The 18,823-nt window shown below is 73.3% G+C and carries 18 protein-coding genes; 9 read left to right on the plus strand and 9 right to left on the minus strand.

Translation table 11 applies throughout. From position 1 onward, the window contains the following. The first annotated feature begins 122 nt into the window (after positions 1 to 122). Positions 123 to 896, plus strand: coding sequence for a polysaccharide deacetylase family protein (locus tag ACWCQ1_RS07510; protein ID WP_358597730.1), 774 nt, complete (start codon positions 123 to 125; stop codon positions 894 to 896). 84 nt (positions 897 to 980) lie between these two features. After that, positions 981 to 2,021: a LacI family DNA-binding transcriptional regulator gene (locus ACWCQ1_RS07515; RefSeq protein ID WP_358597727.1), complete on the plus strand. Its 1,041-nt coding sequence runs from the start codon at positions 981 to 983 to the stop codon at positions 2,019 to 2,021. Positions 2,022 to 2,047: 26 nt separating this feature from the next. Here ACWCQ1_RS07515 and ACWCQ1_RS07520 read toward each other — a convergent pair whose 3' ends face one another. Together ACWCQ1_RS07520 and ACWCQ1_RS07525 are read right to left on the minus strand one after the other, a co-directional pair. Beyond that, positions 2,048 to 2,641: a hypothetical protein gene (locus ACWCQ1_RS07520; RefSeq protein WP_358597724.1), complete on the minus strand. Its 594-nt coding sequence runs from the start codon at positions 2,639 to 2,641 to the stop codon at positions 2,048 to 2,050. 109 nt (positions 2,642 to 2,750) lie between these two features. Further along, positions 2,751 to 3,497, minus strand: coding sequence for a DUF4232 domain-containing protein (locus ACWCQ1_RS07525; protein ID WP_451026041.1), 747 nt, complete (start codon positions 3,495 to 3,497; stop codon positions 2,751 to 2,753). Positions 3,498 to 3,683: 186 nt separating this feature from the next. Between ACWCQ1_RS07525 and ACWCQ1_RS07530 the strand changes: the two genes are divergently transcribed. Further along, positions 3,684 to 5,102: a helix-turn-helix domain-containing protein gene (locus ACWCQ1_RS07530; RefSeq protein WP_451026042.1), complete on the plus strand. Its 1,419-nt coding sequence runs from the start codon at positions 3,684 to 3,686 to the stop codon at positions 5,100 to 5,102. A gap of 164 nt (positions 5,103 to 5,266) precedes the next feature. Next, entirely contained in the window at positions 5,267 to 6,619 is a 1,353-nt protein-coding gene (locus tag ACWCQ1_RS07535; protein ID WP_358597716.1) for a S53 family peptidase, read from the plus strand. Between the two features lie 83 nt (positions 6,620 to 6,702). Here ACWCQ1_RS07535 and ACWCQ1_RS07540 read toward each other — a convergent pair whose 3' ends face one another. Next, on the minus strand, positions 6,703 to 7,734 hold the full coding sequence (locus ACWCQ1_RS07540; RefSeq protein ID WP_358597713.1) for a medium chain dehydrogenase/reductase family protein: 1,032 nt from the start codon (positions 7,732 to 7,734) through the stop codon (positions 6,703 to 6,705). A 103-nt stretch (positions 7,735 to 7,837) separates the two neighbouring features. Here ACWCQ1_RS07540 and ACWCQ1_RS07545 point away from each other — a divergent pair, with 103 nt between their 5' ends. After that, positions 7,838 to 8,494 (plus strand): TetR/AcrR family transcriptional regulator, encoded by a 657-nt coding sequence (locus tag ACWCQ1_RS07545; protein ID WP_358597711.1) that lies wholly within the window; start codon positions 7,838 to 7,840, stop codon positions 8,492 to 8,494. 179 nt (positions 8,495 to 8,673) lie between these two features. On the opposite strand, the gene ACWCQ1_RS07550 is transcribed toward ACWCQ1_RS07545, so the two are convergent. Together ACWCQ1_RS07550 and ACWCQ1_RS07555 are read right to left on the minus strand one after the other, a co-directional pair. Next, entirely contained in the window at positions 8,674 to 9,324 is a 651-nt protein-coding gene (locus tag ACWCQ1_RS07550; RefSeq protein WP_133044074.1) for a response regulator, read from the minus strand. Continuing rightward, complete coding sequence (locus ACWCQ1_RS07555; protein WP_358597708.1) at positions 9,312 to 10,583, minus strand: sensor histidine kinase; 1,272 nt, start codon at positions 10,581 to 10,583, stop codon at positions 9,312 to 9,314. The genes ACWCQ1_RS07550 and ACWCQ1_RS07555 overlap by 13 nt, the downstream gene beginning before the upstream one ends. Before the next feature lie 183 nt (positions 10,584 to 10,766). On the opposite strand from ACWCQ1_RS07555, the gene ACWCQ1_RS07560 reads away from it, so the two are divergent. Next, the gene (locus tag ACWCQ1_RS07560) at positions 10,767 to 11,240 is read left to right on the plus strand and encodes a hypothetical protein (protein WP_358597705.1); all 474 of its coding nucleotides are present in this window, start codon (positions 10,767 to 10,769) and stop codon (positions 11,238 to 11,240) included. Between the two features lie 12 nt (positions 11,241 to 11,252). Here the strand turns inward: ACWCQ1_RS07560 and ACWCQ1_RS07565 are convergent, their stop codons facing one another. The 3 genes from ACWCQ1_RS07565 to ACWCQ1_RS07575 form a co-directional block, all read right to left on the minus strand. Next, positions 11,253 to 13,772, minus strand: a complete 2,520-nt coding sequence (locus ACWCQ1_RS07565) for an FtsX-like permease family protein (protein ID WP_451026043.1) — start codon at positions 13,770 to 13,772, stop codon at positions 11,253 to 11,255. Between the two features lie 208 nt (positions 13,773 to 13,980). After that, on the minus strand, positions 13,981 to 14,700 hold the full coding sequence (locus ACWCQ1_RS07570; protein WP_358597699.1) for an ABC transporter ATP-binding protein: 720 nt from the start codon (positions 14,698 to 14,700) through the stop codon (positions 13,981 to 13,983). Next, the gene (locus ACWCQ1_RS07575; protein WP_165954851.1) at positions 14,697 to 14,933 is read right to left on the minus strand and encodes a hypothetical protein; all 237 of its coding nucleotides are present in this window, start codon (positions 14,931 to 14,933) and stop codon (positions 14,697 to 14,699) included. The genes ACWCQ1_RS07570 and ACWCQ1_RS07575 overlap by 4 nt, the downstream gene beginning before the upstream one ends. 171 nt (positions 14,934 to 15,104) lie before the next feature. Here ACWCQ1_RS07575 and ACWCQ1_RS07580 point away from each other — a divergent pair, with 171 nt between their 5' ends. From ACWCQ1_RS07580 to ACWCQ1_RS07590, 3 genes are read left to right on the plus strand one after another with little or no spacing between them, the layout of a single operon-like run. Next, a complete protein-coding gene (locus tag ACWCQ1_RS07580; RefSeq protein ID WP_358597696.1) occupies positions 15,105 to 16,367 on the plus strand; it encodes a sensor histidine kinase in 1,263 nt (420 codons plus the stop codon). Beyond that, the gene (locus ACWCQ1_RS07585) at positions 16,355 to 17,014 is read left to right on the plus strand and encodes a response regulator transcription factor (protein ID WP_133044069.1); all 660 of its coding nucleotides are present in this window, start codon (positions 16,355 to 16,357) and stop codon (positions 17,012 to 17,014) included. Before ACWCQ1_RS07580 ends, ACWCQ1_RS07585 begins: the two co-directional genes overlap by 13 nt. Before the next feature lie 45 nt (positions 17,015 to 17,059). Further along, entirely contained in the window at positions 17,060 to 17,878 is an 819-nt protein-coding gene (locus ACWCQ1_RS07590; protein WP_358597690.1) for an SAM-dependent methyltransferase, read from the plus strand. Positions 17,879 to 17,894: 16 nt separating this feature from the next. On the opposite strand, the gene ACWCQ1_RS07595 is transcribed toward ACWCQ1_RS07590, so the two are convergent. Beyond that, complete coding sequence (locus ACWCQ1_RS07595; RefSeq protein WP_451026044.1) at positions 17,895 to 18,686, minus strand: COG4705 family protein; 792 nt, start codon at positions 18,684 to 18,686, stop codon at positions 17,895 to 17,897. Positions 18,687 to 18,823 lie beyond the last annotated feature (137 nt).

Here is an 18,823-nt window from a genome sequence, read left to right on the forward strand (position 1 = left end):
AACTCCCCCGGAATTGTCCGTGATCCGTAACGGACGCATCCCCGGGTCCGCTCCGCTCGTCCTGCCAGGTGGCCGCAGCGCGGCCGAGGGCGGGCGAGGAACTGAGCGGAAGCGGGGCGGACATGGCACGGCACGTCGGTGGGCGGGGCTGGTACGGCAAGGTGATCGGCGCGGCGCTCGGGGTGACGCTGCTGGCCGCCGGGGCCTCGGTGTGGACCGCGCAGGCGGGTGCCGTGAACGGGTCGTCGCCGCGGACGAACGCGTCGGCCAAGCGGAACACCGAGGTCAAGCCGGTGGCCGTGACCATCGTCCACGCCTCCGACAAGGGCGCCCGCGGCGTCAACATCACCATCGACGACGGTCCCGACCCGGTGTGGACGCCCCAGGTGCTCGACGTGCTGCGGCAGTACGGGGTGAAGGCCACGTTCTGCATGGTGGGGACGCAGGCGCAGGCCCACCCCGACCTGGTGAGGAAGGTGGTCGCGGCCGGCCACCGGCTGTGCGACCACTCGGTCTCGCACGACACCACCATGGACAAGAAGCCCGAGGCCTACCAGTCCAGGGAGATACTCGACGCCGAGCGCATGATCACCGAGGCGTCCGGGGGCGTACGGCCGATGTACTACCGGGCGCCCGGCGGGGCGTTCACCCCCTACAGCCGCAAGCTGGCCGCCTCCCGGGGCATGCGGCCGCTGGGCTGGAACGTGGACTCCAAGGACTTCGAGCGGCCGGGCACGGACGCCATCGTCGCCACCGTCCAGCGGGAAGTGCCGAACGGTCCGACGCTCCTCTTCCACGACGCGGGCGGCGACCGCTCCCAGACCGTCGAGGCGCTGCGCCGGATCCTCCCCTGGCTCAAGGGGCAGGGCTACTCCTTCGGCTTCCCGGTGCGCTGAACCCCGGGGCGGAGCGAGCGGGCCGCCGGTGAGAATGGGGGGGACGAGGCGCGCGGATCGGGTGGCGGTGAGCAGGTGTCGGGTGTGGCGGGTGACGGACGGCCGGTGACGTTGCAGGGCATCGCGGCGCGCCTGGGGCTGCATGTCTCGACGGTCTCGCGGGTGCTCAACGGCCCGGCGGACGCGCAGAAGGGCGCCGCCTCCGGCGACACCGCCCGGCGGATCCGGGAACTCGCCGACGAACTCGGCTACCGGCCCAACCCGCACGCCACCAGCCTGCGCACCCGCCGCAGCAACCTCGTCGGCGTGCTGTTCCCCCGGCTGTCCGAGATCGTCGTGGCGACCATCTACGAGGGCGTGGAGGAGGAGGCGACCGAGCACGGCCTGTCGACCTTCGTCACCAACACCCATGACGACCCCGCCCTGCAGCGCGAGCGGATCGCGATGGTGCTGGGCCGCCGGGTGGACGGCCTGATCATCGGGGACGCGCATCTGGACGGCGCCGCGCTCACCGACCCGGCGCTCGAACGCGCCCCGTTCGTCCTCGTCAACCGCCGCACCCGGACCGGTCTTCCGGCGGTGACCTGCGACGACCGGCTCGGCGGCCGGCTGGTCGCCGAGCACTTCCTGGCCCTGGGACACCGGGACGTCGCGGTGATCGCGGGTGAGCCGTTCGCCAGTACGGGCGCCGACCGCACCGCAGGCTTCACCGACCGCTACCGCGAGGCCGGGCTGCCCCTGCCATCCCACCGCGTCCGCCACTGCGGCTTCGACACCACCGGCGGGCATCGCGCCGCCACGGAACTGCTCGGCCGCCCCGACCGGCCGACCGCCGTGTTCGCCGTCAACGACCTCGCCGCGATCGGGGCCATCGGCGCCGCCCGCGACCTCGGCCTGCGCCTCGGCGAGGACCTGGCCCTGGCCGGCTTCAACGACACCCCGCTCGCCGCCGAACTGCCCGTCCCGCTCACCAGTGTCCGCTCCCCCATGGCCGACCTCGGCCGGATCGCCGTACGCCAGCTGGTGCGCCTGATCGCCGGAGAGAGCGCCGGCTCCGAGCGGCTGCGCCCGGAGCTGATGGCCCGCGCCTCGACGGGCGGTCCGGTCGGCCCGTCCCTCGGCTGACGGCCTAGGGTTCGAGAGCGATGCCGTTACGGCTCTCCCACCACGGGGCGCCGCAGTCCCCGCCAGGCGCCGAACCCGACGGCCACCAACGCCATGGTCGCCTCGGCACCCGTCTCCAGGGCGCGGGTGACGGTCGGCGCGCCCGTACGGCGGCCCAGGGCGGGGGCGACCTCGCCGAGGGGGTCGACGGTGACGGTCACCGTGCGGCCGACTCTCAACCGCTGTGCACCGGTGTCCAGTCCGCCGACCGCTGTCGCGCCGGGCACCTTCACGTCGTACGAGTAACTGCTGCCGTCCATCGAGCTCTGCTCGTACTCGGCTGTCAGGACGGCCCGTTCGACCCGGCCGCGGTCGTGGAACGCCTCCTGGTGCAGCACGTGCAGACGCAGCATCGGCATCGCGCAGACCGCCACGGCGAACAGGGCCGCGATCCAGCCCTGTTCGCTCATCTGCACGATGGCGAGAAACACCACGGCGGTCACCAGGAGCCACAACAGGACGATTCTGTCATTGCGTTGGTCGTAGGCCAGTCCGGCGAGCCCCCGCGCCGCACCCCACAGCCCGGCCGCGACGACGGCACCGGCCAGGAACCCGAGGACCACGGACTTCTTTTGCTTCATCGGCTCCCCCTTCGGAACGCCAGAATGACGAACCCAAACGTTTGGGTCAATGGATGAGCCCAAACGTTTGGGTTGTTGTTTCCCTACGGTGCGGGGAGCCCGGCCGGACTTACCAGCCGAGGGCGTCGTCCATCGACTGCTGCCAGTAGCTGACCGCGAGCGAGTCGTCGATGCAGACGCCCTTGGCCGGCAGCGCGGGGTGGGCAGGGGCGCCGACGCTCCCGGACAGGGAGCGGCCGAAGAAGTGGACGGCGAGGGACTTCACCGTGCGGCCGTCGGTGCCGCTGCCGTCGGTGGCGGACAGGCTCACCGACGCGTAACCGGACTCGCCGGGCTGGAGGGTGACGACCGCCTGCGGCTTCGACGCCTCGATGACCGGGGGCACGGACTGGGCGTCGGTGAACTGGAGGGCCGGGTAGCCGTAGAGGTAGCAGGTCCTGCTGCCGGTGTTGGTCACGGTGAGCAGCATGTGGTTCACGGGCCGGGTCAACGGGGCAGCGACCGTACGGGTGTTGGACCCCTCGCAGGTGACCGGCTTGCCGGCCGGGGCGGGGGCCTTCGGGGCGGGGGTGCGCACGGTCCGCTTCGAACGGGCGGTGGTCGAACGGGTACCGGTCGAGCGGGTGGAGCTCTTGGAAACCGTCGAGGCCGTCGCGCTCGCCGAGCCACTGGGGTGCGGGGTGGCGACGGAGCCGGCCGGAACCACGTCCGACGAAGCGTTCGTGGAGCTGCTCCTCGCGGCACCCTCGTTCTTGGCGCCCGTCCCGTCACCGCACGCGGTCAGGGAGAGCGCGGCGAGAACGGCGGTCGCGGCGACGCCGGCGAGACGGGTGCGGGAGGTGCGGAGCTTGAACATGCGTCTGAGCCCTTCGGTGTTCGGGTGGTGGTGGTGATTGGATGACCGAAGCTTGTGCGGCGATCCGTCCCAACCGCCACGCCCAGCGGGCAGTTGGGGACGCCGGAACGCCGGAACAGGCGCTGACCAGGGCGAACACAGGGGCCCTGGAACGCGCGACTGGAACGCGGGGGTTGAGGGGAACGGGTGTCGGGAGCAACGGAGGCCGAGCGGACCGAGGAGTTCGCGCGGCTGCTACGGGAGTTGAAGGACCGCTCGGGGCTGAGTTACGGGGTGCTCGCCAAGCGGCTCCACATGAGTACGTCGACGCTGCACCGCTACTGCAACGGCACCGCGGTGCCGGTCGAGTACGCGCCGGTGGAGCGCCTCGCCAGGGTCTGCCGGGCGACTCCGGAGGAGCTGGTGGAGCTGCACCGGCGCTGGATCCTGGCGGACGCGGCGCGGGGGCGCAGGGCCGAGGCGGGGACGGCGGCCGAGGCGGCGGCGGACACGGATCAGGGCGCGCCGGCGGACTCGGACCGGAGAGCGGTGACCGGTTCCGATCCGGCAGCGGGCTCCAACAGCGCGGTAACTGCGGACAGTTCGGCCGCACCGCCCGTCACGTCACTCTCCTCCTCCGCACACCCACAGGAGCAGGCCGATGTCGACGACGATGAGCCGGTCGTAGTAGACATTCCCGGCGGATCCGTGCCGTCGCGTCGGCCCGGGCGTGGCCGCCGTACCGCGCTGATCGCCTCCGTCGCCGCGGCCGCCGTGGTGGGAGCCGTGGTGCTCGCCGTGCAGCCGTTCAGCGGGGACGACACGGCCGCCCGGCGGCCGGCCGGGGTGACGGAGCGGGCCGACGGCACGGCGGACGCCGGGAAGTCCTCCGCGCCCCCGTCCCCGAGCGGAGCGAGCGCGTCGGCCTCCGTCTCCCCCTCCGGCTCGGCGGGTTCGGGGGCCGGCACGTCGAAGCGCGGCGGCGCGCGGAGCACCGAGAAGCCCGCCGCCAACGCCACCGGTGGCGCCGTACCGCTCACCGTCGGCACCCGGCCCTACGTCTACGACAGTCCGTGCAGCCAGCACTTCCTGGTCGACAGCGAACCCGCGCAGGTCGGACCGCCGGCCAGTGAGCAGGACGCGCCGCGCTGGGCCGCCGCGTACGGGGCGGTCTCCTCGGGCGAGCAGGAGATAGCCCTCACCGTCCAGGGGACCGGCGCGGAGACGGTCGTACTGGAGGCGTTGCACGTCCGCGTCCTGAGCAAGGGCGCGCCGCTCGCCTGGAACGACTACTCGATGGGCGTCGGCTGCGGCGGCGGGGTGGACACCAAGTCCTTCGACATCGCCCTCGACGGCGGCAGCCCCACGGTCACCGTCAAGGGCGGCCAGCGCGACTTCCCGTACAAGGTCAGCGAGTCCGACCCGGAGGTCTTCTACGTCGTCGCCCACACCACGGCGTACGACGTCCGCTGGGACCTCACCCTGGACTGGTCCAGCGGCAGCCGCCGCGGCACGGTCCACATCGACAACTCGGGTACACCGTTCCGTACCAGCGCGGATGCCAACCGGCCGGGCTACGACTACCCACTGGGCGGCAGTGAGTGGATCAAGCGGGAGGGCGGCTGACCAGAAGTCAAGGGAGCACCACCCGGCGGTCCGTCGCGGGTAAAGGGTTCGGAATCGTCCGTTCAATGACCTTGATATGTGCATGACCCATTCGATGGGATGCGCGGAGACCTCTCGCGATCACATCGCGATCACTTCGTGAGACTCCGAATCCAGGGGGATCCATGCACATAGCCCGTTCCGGGCTGGGCCTCGCGGCCGCCACGTCGGCCGCCGCCCTCGCGGTCACCGCACTGGGGACCGCCGCGCCCGCCGCCGTACCGCACACCCTGGCGGTACCGGCCGTCGCCGGGCACACCCTGGTCCACGGTGTGAGCAGCCCGCTCAGCAGTGAGCAGTGCCAGGCCAAGTGGCACATCAACTGCTACAACCCGCTGCAGTACCGCACCGCGTACGACCTGAACGCGCTGTACAAGAAGGGCGTCACGGGCAAGGGACGCACCATCGTCATCGTCGACTCCTACGGTTCGCCGACCGTGCAGCACGATCTCGACGTCTACAGCAGGCAGTTCGGGCTGCCCAGCACCAAGGTGCAGGTGGTGAAGTGGGGCAACGTCCCCGTCTTCGACCCCAAGAACGAGGACATGACCGGCTGGGCCGGCGAGAGCACCCTCGACGTCGAGATGGCGCACGCGGTGGCGCCCGCGGCCAAGATCGTCCTGGTGGAGACGGCGGTCTCCGAGACCGAGGGCACCACCGGTCTGCCGGAGATGATGGACGCCGAGAAGCACCTGATCGACCACGGCGTCGGCGATGTCATCAGCCAGAGCTTCGGTGCCACCGAGAACACCTTCCCCGGCTTCGACAAGGGCGACTTCTCCAGCATCAAGAAGCTGCGGTACGCCTTCAAGGACGCCGACAAGAAGCATGTGACGGTGCTGGCCGCCTCCGGTGACGGCGGCGCGACCGACCTCCAGCTGGACGGCAAGACGTACTACGACAAGCGGGTCAACTCCTGGCCGTCCTCGGACCCGTTGGTCACCTCGATCGGCGGTACGCAGCTGCACCTGGACGACAAGGGCGAGCGCGTCAAGCCGGACAGCGTCTACAACGACTACGGCTCCGGCGGTGGCGGCCAGTCCCACGTGTTCACCCGCCCGGCCTTCCAGAACGGTGTGAAGAAGGTCGTCGGCGCCCGCCGCGGCACCCCGGACGTCTCGATGGCCGCCGCGGTCAACGGCGGCGCCTGGATCTACTCCAGCTACGACCCGACCGCCGTCGGCTGGGACGTCACCGGCGGCACCAGCGAGGCCACCCCGCTCTTCGCGGGCATCGTCGCCCTCGCCGACCAGGTGGCCGGCCACCGGGTGGGCAACATCCAGCAGGCCCTGTACGGCCTCTACGCCCACCACGCGGGGCGCAACGGCGTCGTCGACGTCAACGACGGCACGGACAACAGCTACCAGGGTGTGACCGGCTACAAGGCGGTCAACGGCTACGACCTCGCCACCGGCGTCGGCACGGTGGACGCCCTGCGCTTCGTCCCGGCCCTCGCGAAGGCGAGCCGCCACGGCTGACGTGCGTCACCGCTCAAGGACGGCCCGGGTCATCGCACCCGGGCCGTCCCGCGTTCCGGCGAAGTGAGGGGGCTGGACCCTGCTCACGGGCGCAGTACGACCTTGCCGGCGACCGTGCCGGACTCGGCCAGGCGCAGGGCCTCGGGGGCGTCGGTGAGGGGGAGTTCAGCGGCGATCTGGGCGGTGAGGTCACCGCGCCGGAGCGACGCGAAGACCTCGGTGAGGTCGGCGCGCAGCCGGGAGCGGAAGCGGTTCTTCGCCAGGGCGCGGCCGGCCCAGACGTTGTAGAAGCAGGCGCGGCGGCGGTTGGGCAGCGCGTTCCACAGCCACGCCCGGCCCAGCAGCTTCAGCACGGGCAGTTGCTTCGAGCCCTCGGCGTCCCGGGTGGAGGCGCTGCCGTACGACACGAGGGTGCCGCCGGGGGCCAGCAGCCGCCAGGAGTCGACGATGCCGCGCCCGCCGACGTGGTCGAAGACGGCGTCCACCCCGCCCGGGGCGAACTCGCGGATGCGGGCGGCGACGTCGGCCGCGCGGTAGTCGACGGGGACGACCCCCCGCTCACGCAGGGCGTCGTGGTGCCGTACGGACGCCGTGCCGATGACGCGCGCGCCCGCGGCCAGGGCGAGCTGGACCAGGACCGAGCCGACGCCCCCGTTGGCGCCGTACACCACGACCGTGTGCCCGGCGCGGACGCGGGCCTTGCGGTGCAGCATCTGCCAGGCGGTGACGCCGTTGACGACGAGGGTCTCCGCCTGGGCCGCGTCGATCCCCTCGGGCACCGGCACGACGTCCGCCGCGTCGACCAGGACGTGGCTCGCCCAGCCGCCGACCTTGAGCAGCGCGGCCACCCGGGTGCCGGCCAGGCCCGGCTCGACGCCCTCGCCGGTGCTCTGGACGGTGCCGACGAGGTCGTACCCCGGGACGAAGGGGAAGGGCGGCTGGTCGTAGTAGCGGCCCCGGCGCATCTGCTGCTCGGCGAAAGAGACGCCGGTCGCCTCCATGCGGATCAGGACCTGACCGGGGCCCGGGGTGGGGACGGCTCCGTGCCGGATCCGCAGCCCCTCGGGCTCGACCTTGCCCGGCAGGACGACCTCGACGAGTTCCTCGGTACGCATGACGACCTCCACCGCTTCGGTTGGTTACTGGCTTTCGTGTTCGTTAGAAGTTGTAACCCACCGAGAGCGGAAGTGTCAATAACTTCAGTGATACCCTCTAACTATGGTGAGTTCGGAAGCGAAGAGCCCCCGCGAGCGCTACCGCGCCCAGGTGCGCACGGAGATCAAGGAACACGCGTGGGAGCAGATCGCCACGGCGGGCGCCTCGGCGCTGTCCCTCAACGCGATCGCCAAGCGGATGGGCATGAGCGGACCGGCCCTGTACCGGTACTTCGGCGGGCGGGACGAGCTGATCACCGAGCTCGTCCGGGACGCGTACCGGAGCCTGGCGGACACCTTCCGCGCGACCGCGGAGTCCGGCACCGACGTGACGGCGTTGGCGCACGCCCTGCGCGACTGGGCGCTGGAGGATCCCCAGCGCTACTTCCTCATCTACGGCACGCCCGTCCCCGGCTACCACGCGCCCGAGGACATCACCGCGATCGCGGTCGAGATCATGGCGATGCTGCTGGACGCCTGCGCCGAGCTGCCCCCGGCCGGCCCCGCGACACCGTTCGACGAACACCTCGAAGGCCATCGCGCCTGGGCGGGCGGCCATCCGGCACCGCCCGCGGTCCTGCACCGCGCCCTGACCTTCTGGACCCGGCTGCACGGCGTGCTGTCCCTGGAACTCGCCGGCCATTTCACCGGCATGGGCTTCGACCCGGCACGCCTGTTCGCCGCCGAACTGGACGACCTGACCGGCCGACCGGCGCACTGACCCCGAGGCAGTTCGAGGCAGCGCTCGGCTGCCGGCCGGGCCCGCCCCAGGGCCTGTTGCGAGAGTCCCGCCGTCCGCCCGGAGGGCGGGCCCTGCGGCGTCATGGGGGTCCCCCGGCGCGAGGTGGTTCGAGCGTGGGGGAGCGTGCCGGGCGTCGCGGGGCAGGCGGGACTTTCGCCCTAGCCCCGGGTCGCGCCCAGGAACCGCAGGACCGCGAGGACGCGTCGGTGGTGGGCGTCCGCCGGGGGCAGGTCGAGCTTGGCGAAGATGTTGTTGATGTGCTTGGCGACCGCGCTGTCGGTGACGACCAGGTCCTCGGCGATGGCGGCGTTCGACCGGCCCTCCGCCATCAGCGCGAGCACCTCCCGCTCGCGCGGAGTGAGCCGCTCCAGCGGGTCGCTGTCCCGGCGCAGCAGCAACTGGGCGACGACCTGCGGGTCCAGGGCCGTACCGCCGGCCGCCACCCGCCGTACCGTGGCCGCGAACTCCTCGACGTCGGCGACGCGTTGCTTGAGGAGATAGCCGACGCCGCTGGTGTCGGCGGTGAGCAGGTCGGCGGCGTAGCGCTCCTCGACGTACTGGGAGAGCAGGACGACGGCGGTCCCCGGCCACCGGCGGCGGATCGACAGCGCCGCGCGCACGCCCTCGTCGCTGAACCCGGGCGGCATACGGACGTCGATCAGCGCCAGGTCGGGCCGCTGCTCCTCGACCGCCGCCAGCAGGGCCTCCGCGTCGCCCACTTCGGCGCCCACCTCGAAGCCCGCCGTCTGCAGCACCCTGACCAGGCCCACCCGCAGCAGCACCGAGTCCTCGGCGATCACCGCCCGCACGGCAGCTCCGCGACCAGCGTGGTCGGGCCCCCGACCGGGCTGTCGATGCGGAAGGTGCCGTCGACGGCCCGGACGCGTCCGGCCAGCCCGGTCAGTCCGGTGCCCGCGGCCGGGTCGGCGCCGCCCACCCCGTCGTCGGTGACCTGCACCCGCACCACCCTCCCCATCCGCCGTACCGTCACCTCCACCCGGCCGGCGCGGGCGTGCTTGGTGACGTTGGCCAGCGCCTCGGAGACGACGAAGTACGCGACCGACTCCACGGCGGGCGCCGGCCGCCCGTCCAGGTCGACGTGCAGGCGCACCGGCAACGGTACCCGCGCGGCGAGTCCGGACAGCGCCGCGTCGAGGCCGCGGTCGTCGAGCACCGCGGGGTGCAACCCCCGTACCAGGTCGTTGAGTTCGCTGATGGCCTCCTTGGCCTCGCGGTGCGCCTCGTCGATGACCCGGCGGGCCTCCTCGGGCAGGTCCTTGAGCGTGGCCCGGGCGAGCCCGAGGTTGACCGCGAGGGAGACCAGCCGCTGCTGGGTGCCGTCGTGCAGATCGCGTTCGATGCGGCGCCGCTCGGCGTCGGCCGCCTCCGCCAGGTCGGCCCGGCTCACCGACAGGTCCGTGACCCGCCGCTCCAGCCGCTGGGCGCGGCTCGGCCCGAGCAGCGCCCGTGCCGCGCGGCTCTCCACCCGGGTCACCGTCCCGGCGCACCAGGGCGCGGCGGCGAGCAGCAGCAGCCCGGCGGCGGTGACGTACGCCGCCTGGACCGTGTACAGGTCGGCGACGCCCGTGTCCGGCACCGCCCACATCCACGCATAGACGGTGGCGCAGACGACGCCCGCGCCCCACACCGCGAGCACCAGCACCTCCGCGACGGCGAGGACCGGTCCCAGGAGGGTGTGGTAGGCGACCCGCCGCCAGGTCTCGGCGGAGACGAGCAGCCGCAACGCCCGCCGAAGGCGCGGCCCTTCGGCCGACGGGGAGCGCGGGATGTCCACGGCGAGGAGTTCGGCGTACCGCCACCGCTGGACCGCAGTCAGCGGGAGGGCGAGCAGCGGGAGCAGGAGGAAGACCGAGACGAGCCCGGGGAGGAGGACGCCCCACGTGTGGACCGCCTTGAGGACCGGCTTGGCGCCGAGAGACAGCCACGCCGGTACGGCGGCGAGATGCGGCAGCACGCCCGAGGCGAGGAAGGCGGTGTCCCGCCGGGCCGTCCCGATCCGGCGGCGCAGCAGACGGGCGGGCGGCCCCAGTGCGGAGGGGAGTGTCATGCACCGACCGTAGGACCCGGGGTGGGGCCCGGACCATGCACCTGTCCGCAGGATCCATGGTGAAGCAGGCACCACCCCGAACCCGGACCCGGCCGTTACCGACAGCCGCCGCCCCGACGCCCAGGCTGGTGAACAGGCCGTCGGACGGCGGCACTTGGCGAACACGAACGGGGTGAGGACGCCATGCACACAGCGCACACGGACGACTCGGGAGTCCGGCAGGCGGTGCAGGACCGCCCGCCGCTGAGGTCCCCTGCACCTCGCTCGGGGACCGGGCTCCGGTCCCGGTATCTGGGGCCGGCGTTCGTCGGCTGCGGTGTCGCGATGGTGCCCTGGCTCGTCGTCCTGGCGAAGACCCTGCCGGACACGGCCCAGGTCCGGCACTGGTCCGCCGCCTGGGTGGGGCTCGACGCCCTGGAGGCGCTCGGTCTGGCCGCCACCGGCCGGCTGTTGCTGCGCCGGGACCCCCGCTTCTGTCTCACGGCCACGGCGACGGCCGCGCTGCTGGTTGTCGACGCCTGGTTCGACGTGACGACCTCGGCGCCGGGCCCCGAACTCACCACGGCCGTCGCGATGGCCCTGGGTGCCGAACTGCCCATGGCCGCCCTGTGCACGGCACTCGCGGTCCGTGCGCTGCCCCGGAGGAACCACGGCTGACCCGACCCGGGGTCACTGGGCCCGGATGGCGTCGGCCGGCGGGGTGCGCAGGGCCTGGCGGGTGGGGAGTTCCGTGGTGAGGAACGCCGTGGCGGTGACCGTGACGGCGAGCGCGGGCAGCAGCCAGACCGGTCCGGACGGCCAGGGGCGGCCGAGGAAACCCTGGCCGAGCAGGGCGAGCGGTACGGCCGACAGCAGCAGGGCCGTGACGAGTGCCGTCGCGGCCGTCACCGCCGCCTCACGGCGCATCATCGTGCGGATCTGACGCGGGGTCGTGCCGTTGAGGCGCAGCGCGCCCAGCTCGACCCGGCGCTGTGCGGTCGCGGCGACCAGCTTGTTGGCGATGCTGAGCAGCAGGTAGACCAGCAGGACCACGATGGTGGCCAGGTTGATCCACACCTCCGGCGGGGCGTTCCGCAGGCCCGACGCGGGAGCCGTCTCCGCGAGCGTCAGCCCCGGCCGGGCGGCGGCGAGGGCGGTCAGGGCCTGCCGCGCGGCCGCCGTGCCGTCGGTCCGGACCAGCAGGCTCTGGTCGAGCCGCGTCGTGGTGTGTCCGGCGGCCAGGTCCCGGGACAGCGCCACCGTGCCGAAGCCCAGCCCGCGGCCGTAGACGGCGACCACCGTCGCCTCGACCGGGGTGCCGTCGCCGAGCACCAGCCGTACCCGCTTCCCCAGCCCGGCGCCCCGCGAGCGGACGACGTCGCTGCTGACGGCGACGGCAGTGCCGGTGAGCCGGTCCAGGCCGCCCTCCTTCACGTCCAGGTCGAGGACGTGCGCCGCGTCCGGGGTGAGGATCATCGCCGAGCCGGAGTCGGTCTCCGTGTCGCCGAGCATCCTGTACGGCCACACCACGGTCGTCGACCCGACGGGCGCCGCCGCCCGCACACCGGGCGTCCCGCGCACCGCGGCGAGTGTGCCCTCCGGCAGCCCTCCCAACGCCGGGGCGGTCAGCCGCAGTTGGGCGGTGGTGCCGGTGCGGGTGTCGTCGGCGGTGGCGGCCAGCACGGTGGTCTGGGTGAGGGTGTACGTCAGCACGAACACGACCGCCATCGCCAGCGTGCTGACGATCCCCGCGTTGCGCAGCGCGTAGGCCCGCACGTTGGCCATCGCCAGCCAGGTCGGCGCGGAGGCCCCGGTGCGGGTGCGCCGGGCCGCGACGGCGCCGATGCCCCGGACGAGCGCGGGACCGGACAGCGCCAGTCCGATCGCGCCGAGGATGCCCGCGATGGAGGTGGCGGTCGCGGCGATGACGGTGCGGGAGAACAGGGGGACGACCGACATGGTGGTCGCGGCGACCACGATCAGCAGGCCGATCCGGGTCCGGGTCCGCGAGGGGGCGCGGGGTTCGCTGCGCGACTCCGCGACCGCCTCGGTCGCCGGCATCCGCGAGGTGCGCCACGCCGAGCCCCGGGCGGAGAGCTGCACGGCCAGTGCCATCAGCAGGACGGTGGCGAGGGCGGGCAACGGGCTGACGGTGAGCGGGAGTCCGGAGGGGATGACCCCTTGGTCGGCGAGCAGCCGGCGGAACTGCCCGGCGAGCAGATAGCCGAGCCCCGCACCGGGAGCGACGGCCACGGCCGCGACCACCGTGGACTGGGCGGCGGCCAGCCGGCGGATCTGCTTCGGCGTGGCGCCGACGGCCCGCATCAGCGCGAGATCCCGGCGCTGACCGGCGATCGACACGGCGAGCGCGCTCGCGGTGACGAACCCGGTGATCAGCAGGATGACCCCGGCGAGCGAACCGGCCAGCAGGATCAGCAGCGAACGGGACGCGCCCTCGCCGGGCGCGACCAGGTCGCCGCGTCCGGCTCCGGTCGCGGTGACGAGGCCGGTGCCCTTCAGTTTCGTACGGACCTCCGCCGCGACCCGTTCCCCGGCGCCGGGCGCGGTGCGCAGGCCGACCAGGTCGACCCGGTCGCCGCGGCCGGAGAGCCGTACGGCCGTCGGGTCGGCGAAGTAGACGCCGGCGCCCGGGGCGTCGACGAGCGCCGAGACGTGGTAGGCGGCGGCCTGGCGTCCGGCGGCGACGATCCGGACGCGGTCGCCCGGCCGGACGCCGGCCGCGGCGGCCGTGGCGCTGTCGACGGCGACCTCGGCGGCCCCGGCGGGCGCGCTGCCGTCGATCCGGGCACTGGTCAGCAGCCGTGTCGAGGACCAGCCGTGCCCCGCCGACCGCGGATCGGCGGCCGGTACGGGGCGGCCGTGGGCGTCGAGGAGAGCGGCGGGGAAACCGAGGTCGCCGACGGAGGCGGTGACACCCGGCAGATGAGCGAGCTCGCCGACCAGCCGGGAGGGGACGGTACGGCGTTCGGGGAGGGCGATCGGCAGGTCGCCGGGCGGGTGGTACTCCTGGTCGGCGGCGACCACGACGTCCGCGCCCGCGAGGCGACCGGCGGGCAGGTGGGACCGCAGCCCGGACTCGGCGAGCACCCCGGTGGCGGTGATCAACGCGGCACCGCCGAGCACCGCACAGGCCACGGCGATCAGCGCGCTGAGCCGATGCCGGACCATCTGCGTGGCGAGACGAAGCATGGTTCATTTCCCTTTCGGTCGGGGGTGGGGCGGGCGGTGAGCGTCGTGCGGTGGGGGTCCGTGCGGTGAGGCGAGGGGGCGGTGAGGCGAGGGGGCGGCGCATGCCCCGGGCGCCGCGAGACGCTCGGCGGGCGGTCGTGGGGTGGCGCGGGCGGCGGCGCTTGTCTGCGCGGACATCCGTGGGATGGCTGGTCGCGTGGGGCTCGGCTCAGGACTCGCCCAACATGACCAGGCGGTCGGCCAGTTCGGGGGCCGTCGGTTTGTCGAGGGCATCGACCACGCTGCCGTCGGCCATCACCAGGACGCGGTGGGCGCGGGCCGCGGCGGCCGGGTCGTGGGTGACCATGACGACGGTCTGGTGGAGGTCCTGGACGAGGTCCCGCAGCAGGTCGAGGACCTCGTGGGCACTGCGCAGGTCGAGCGCGCCGGTCGGTTCGTCCGCGAACACGACGGCCGGCCTGGCCACCAACGCCCGGACCACGGCGGCCCGTTGCTGCTGGCCGCCGGAGAGTTCGGCCGGGCGGTGGGTGAGCCGGTCGGCGAGGCCCACGCGCTCCACCAGCGTGCGCAGCCAGTCGTGGTCCGGGGTCCGCCCCGCGAGCCGCAGCGGCAGGGTGATGTTGTCCTCGATGCTGAGCGAGGGGATCAGGTTGTACGCCTGGAACACGAACCCGACGCGCTCCCGGCGCAGTTCGGTACGGCGGGTCTCGTTCAGGCCCGCGATCTCCCGCCCGTCGATGCGGACACTGCCCGAGGTCGGCGAGTCCAGCCCGGCGGCGCAGTGCATCAACGTGCTCTTGCCGGAACCCGAGGGCCCCATCACCGCGAGGAACATGCCGCGTTCCACCGTCAGCGACACCTCGTCGAGCGCCCGTACGCCCCCCGGATAGTCCTTGCTGACCCGGTCCAGGGCGATCGCCGGGTTCACCGACGGCCCCGCAGGTTGCGCACGACGAGGGTGCCGCCGCACAGCACGGTGACCGCGCCGCACGCCAGATGGATCCAGGTGTTGGCGTCGCCGTAGGAGGCGGCCATGTTGGCGACGGCGCTGATCACCACCAGGCTCCACAACAGCGCGCGGGCCACCTCGCCGCGGCTCACGGTGGTGGTAGACGGTGTGGTGTCGGCGCTGGTCAGACGGTAGGGGTCGGTGTTCGGCACGGTGTTCCTCCCGAGGTCGGCTGTCGTCCTCGACGCTAGGGACCGGGCACCCCCCGGGCCGATCCCGCAGCCCGCCCGGTGCGAGGTACAGCAGGCTGTACTTCCCGGCCCCGCGGCTGACGGCGAACGGGCATGCGGCATAAGGTCCTTCGCGACGAAGGGAGGGCGCGCATGGCCGTCCGGACGGAGACTGCGCACACCGGGCTCAAGGACACCGTCGTACGGGCCCTGGGCTCCGCCGGTGCCGCGATCGCGCAGCTCGTCTCCGGGCTCGGCACCGCCTTCCTGGCCCTGCTCGTGCTGCTGTGGCTGGCCGTCGCCGCGCTGACCGGCGTGGCCGGCGTGGGGCTGCTCATGGCGCCCGCGCTGCTGCGGGCCCTGCACGCGCTGGCGGAGCGGGAGCGGCGGCGACTGGGCCGCTGGGGTCCCGAGGTCCTGGCACCCGACCCGCCGCCCACCCGGCTGCGCGCCGCCCTGGTCGACGCCACCACCCGACGCGAACTGCGCTGGCTGGCCCAGCACGCCACCCTGGGACTGCTGGTGGGGCTGCTCGGGGTCCTGCTCCCGATCTCCGCCGTGCGCGACAGCGCCTTCCCCCTGTACTGGAAGCTGGCGCCGAAGGACGCGACCGCCACCTCCATCGGGATCGGCACCGCGCACTCCTGGCCGGACGCGCTCGCGGTGGCCCTGCTGGGCATCGGCTGGATTCTGATCCTCCTCGGGCTCGGCCCCGGCATGGCCCGGCTGCAGGCCCGCCCGGGACGCGCGCTGCTGGCGGCCGGTCCGGAGACCGACCTCTCGCTGCGGGTCGCCGAGCTCACCGCCACCCGGGCCGCCGCCCTCGACGCCCACGCCACCGAACTGCGCCGTATCGAAAGGTCGTTGCACGACGGCGCGCAGAACCGCCTCGTCTCCGTCACGGTCCTGCTCGGCGCGGCCCGCCGTATGGTCGCCCGCGACCCCGCCGGCGCCGACGAACTCCTCGAACGCGCCCAGTCCGCCGCCGAACAGGCCCTCGCCGAGCTGCGCACCGTCTCCCGGAGCATCCTGCCGCCGGTCCTCGCCGACCGCGGGCTCGAGGGCGCGCTGTCCGGTCTGGCGGCCGACTGCGCGGTGCCGTGCCGGATCGTCGTCGACGTACCCGCGCGGTGCGCCGCCTCCGTCGAGGCCACCGCCTACTTCGTCGTCGCCGAGGCGCTGACCAACATCGCCAAGCACAGCGGCGCCGCGCACGCCACCGTCACGGCGCGCAGCCAGGGCGGACGTCTCACCCTGTGCGTCGAGGACGACGGCCGGGGCGGCGCCGACGAGCACGGCGGCTCCGGGCTGACCGGCATCCGCCGCCGGGTCGCGGCCCACGACGGCACCCTGTCCCTGGCCAGCCCGCCGGGCGGCCCGACCACCCTGAAAGTGGAGCTTCCATGCGGATCGTGATGGCCGAGGACGACCCCCTGCTGCGCGAGGGGCTCGCCCTGCTGCTGCGCGCCGAGGGCCTGGACGTGGTGGCCACCGCGGGCACGGCCGACGAGGCGCTCACCGCGATCGACGAGCACAAGCCGGACGTCGCCATCCTCGACGTGCGGATGCCGCCGACCCACACCGACGAGGGCATCGTCGCCGCCGTGCGGGCCCGGCGCCGCCGGCCCGACCTCGCGGTCCTGGTGCTCTCCGCGTACGTGGAGCAGAGCTTCGCCACCGAGCTGCTGAGCGAGGGCGTGGGCGGGCTCGGCTATCTGCTCAAGGAACGGGTGGGCCGTGTCGAGGAGTTCCTGGACGCGCTGCACCGGGTGGCGGGCGGTGGCACCGCCATCGACCCCGAGGTGGTCGCGCAGTTGTTCACGCGTTCCCGCCAGGACAGCCGCCTCGAACGGCTCAGCCCGCGCGAGCGTGACGTCCTCGCCCTGATGGCCGAGGGCCTGGGCAACGGCGCCATCGCCGAACGCCTCGTGGTCACCGACGGCGCGGTCCACAAGCACATCCGCAGCATCTTCGCCAAGCTCGACCTGGCCCCCACGGACCGGGTGGACCGCCGGGTGGCCGCGGTCCTGCGGTATCTGGAGGACCTGCGCCGCCTGACGTGAACTTGTGTGACCCACAAGGGAGTTGACCGTGCCACGATGCCGGCCATGGACTCTTTTCCAAACGGCGACGGACGGCCGGTCGCGATCGACACGAGCAGGCCGCATCCCGCGCGGATGTACGACTACTTCCTCGGCGGCACCGACAACTACGAGGCCGACCGGGCCGCCGCCGAGGAGTTCGTCAAGGCGGCCCCGGAGGTGCGGGAGGGCGTGCGGGCCAACCGTCGGTTCCTGCACCGCGCCGTCCGGCACGTCGTCGGCGAGGGCGGGATCCGGCAGATCCTCGACATCGGCACGGGCCTGCCGACCGAGCCGAACGTGCACCGCACCGCCCGCGCCCTCGCACCGGACACCCGCATCGCGTACGTCGACAACGACCCCCTCGTCAGCGCCCACTCCGCCGCCCTGCTGGACGGCACGGACACCGCCACCTCCGTCGTCCTGGCCGACCTGCGCGACCCCCGCGCCGTCCTCGACCACCCCGGCGTCCGCGAGGTGATCGACCTCTACGAGCCGGTGGCGCTGCTGCTGGTGGCCGTCGTCCACTTCCTCGCCGAGTCCGACGACCCGTACGGCGTCGTCCGCACCCTGCGCGACGCGCTGCCCGTCGGCTCGTATCTCGTCCTGTCGCACGCGACCGGTGACGTCCACGCGGACCGGCGCGCGGATGCCGCGGCCGTCTACCAGCGGGCGACCGCGAGCATGAACCTCCGCTCGCACGACGAAGTGACCCGGTTCTTCGGCGACTTCACGCTCCTCGAACCGGGCCTGGTCCCCGTCCCGCAGTGGCGTCCGGACGAGCCCCCGGCGCCGGACGCCCCGCCGATCGGCATCTACGGCGGGGTGGCGCGCAAGGACCGCTGAGCGCACGGCAGGTTCGTCACCCCGTGACGTCGCTCTGCACGTCCTTGCGGGACACGGCCAGGTAGGCCACCAGGACCAGGATCGCCGCCGTCCACGCGAGGGTCACCGGGCCCAGGCCCCACGCCAGGCCGCCCCGGCCGTGGCCGACCGCCATCCAGTCGGCCACCGAGGCGCCGAGGGGACGGGTGAGGACGTAGGCCGACCAGAAGGCGGTCACCGCGTTCAGCCTGCCGGCGCGGTGGGCGAGCGCGGGGACGGCGATCGCGACGGCGTACAGGACGGCGGAGCCCAGGTAGCCGAGGCCGAGGGTGGCGGAGAGGTCGCCGGCCGCGGTGCCGAGGGCGAAGGTGGCGAGCACCGCGGCCCAGTAGAAGACCTCACGGCGGCGGGTGTGGATGCTGTGGATGGACAGGGTGCGCTCGCTGCCGTACCAGAGCGCGAAGACGGTGGCGAGGGCGACCATGAAGAAGGGCGTGGAGAGCAGGTAGGGCACGCCCAGGCCGACGTGCAGGACGTCCGCGGCCATGGTGCCGAAGACGCTCACCATGACGATCGCCGTCCAGTAGATCCAGGCCACGTACCGGCGCACCGCGAACTGCACGGCCAGGGCCGCCGCGAGCGCCACCGCGCCGAGCGCGACCGCCGGGATGGGGCCGAGGAGATGGGCGAGCCAGTCCGAGGCCGTCTCGCCCATGCCGGTGGTCAGCACCTTGATCACCCAGAAGTAGACGGTCACTTCCGGGACCTTGCTCAGGGCGTGACGTACGGGGCCGGAATGCCGGCCGGGGGCGAGGCGATCTGTGCTCATGGCGGGCACGATCGCATGGCTCCGCAGTCCTGCCACAGACCCCTTTGCCATTGTTTTGGCGCTTCTGGAGGTTGTGTTGCCCGAGGAACGCCCGAGCCTGAACACAACCTGAAAGCCGCAGCCGTATCGCTGGCCAG

It is taken from the genome of Streptomyces sp. NPDC002144 (assembly GCF_053593695.1).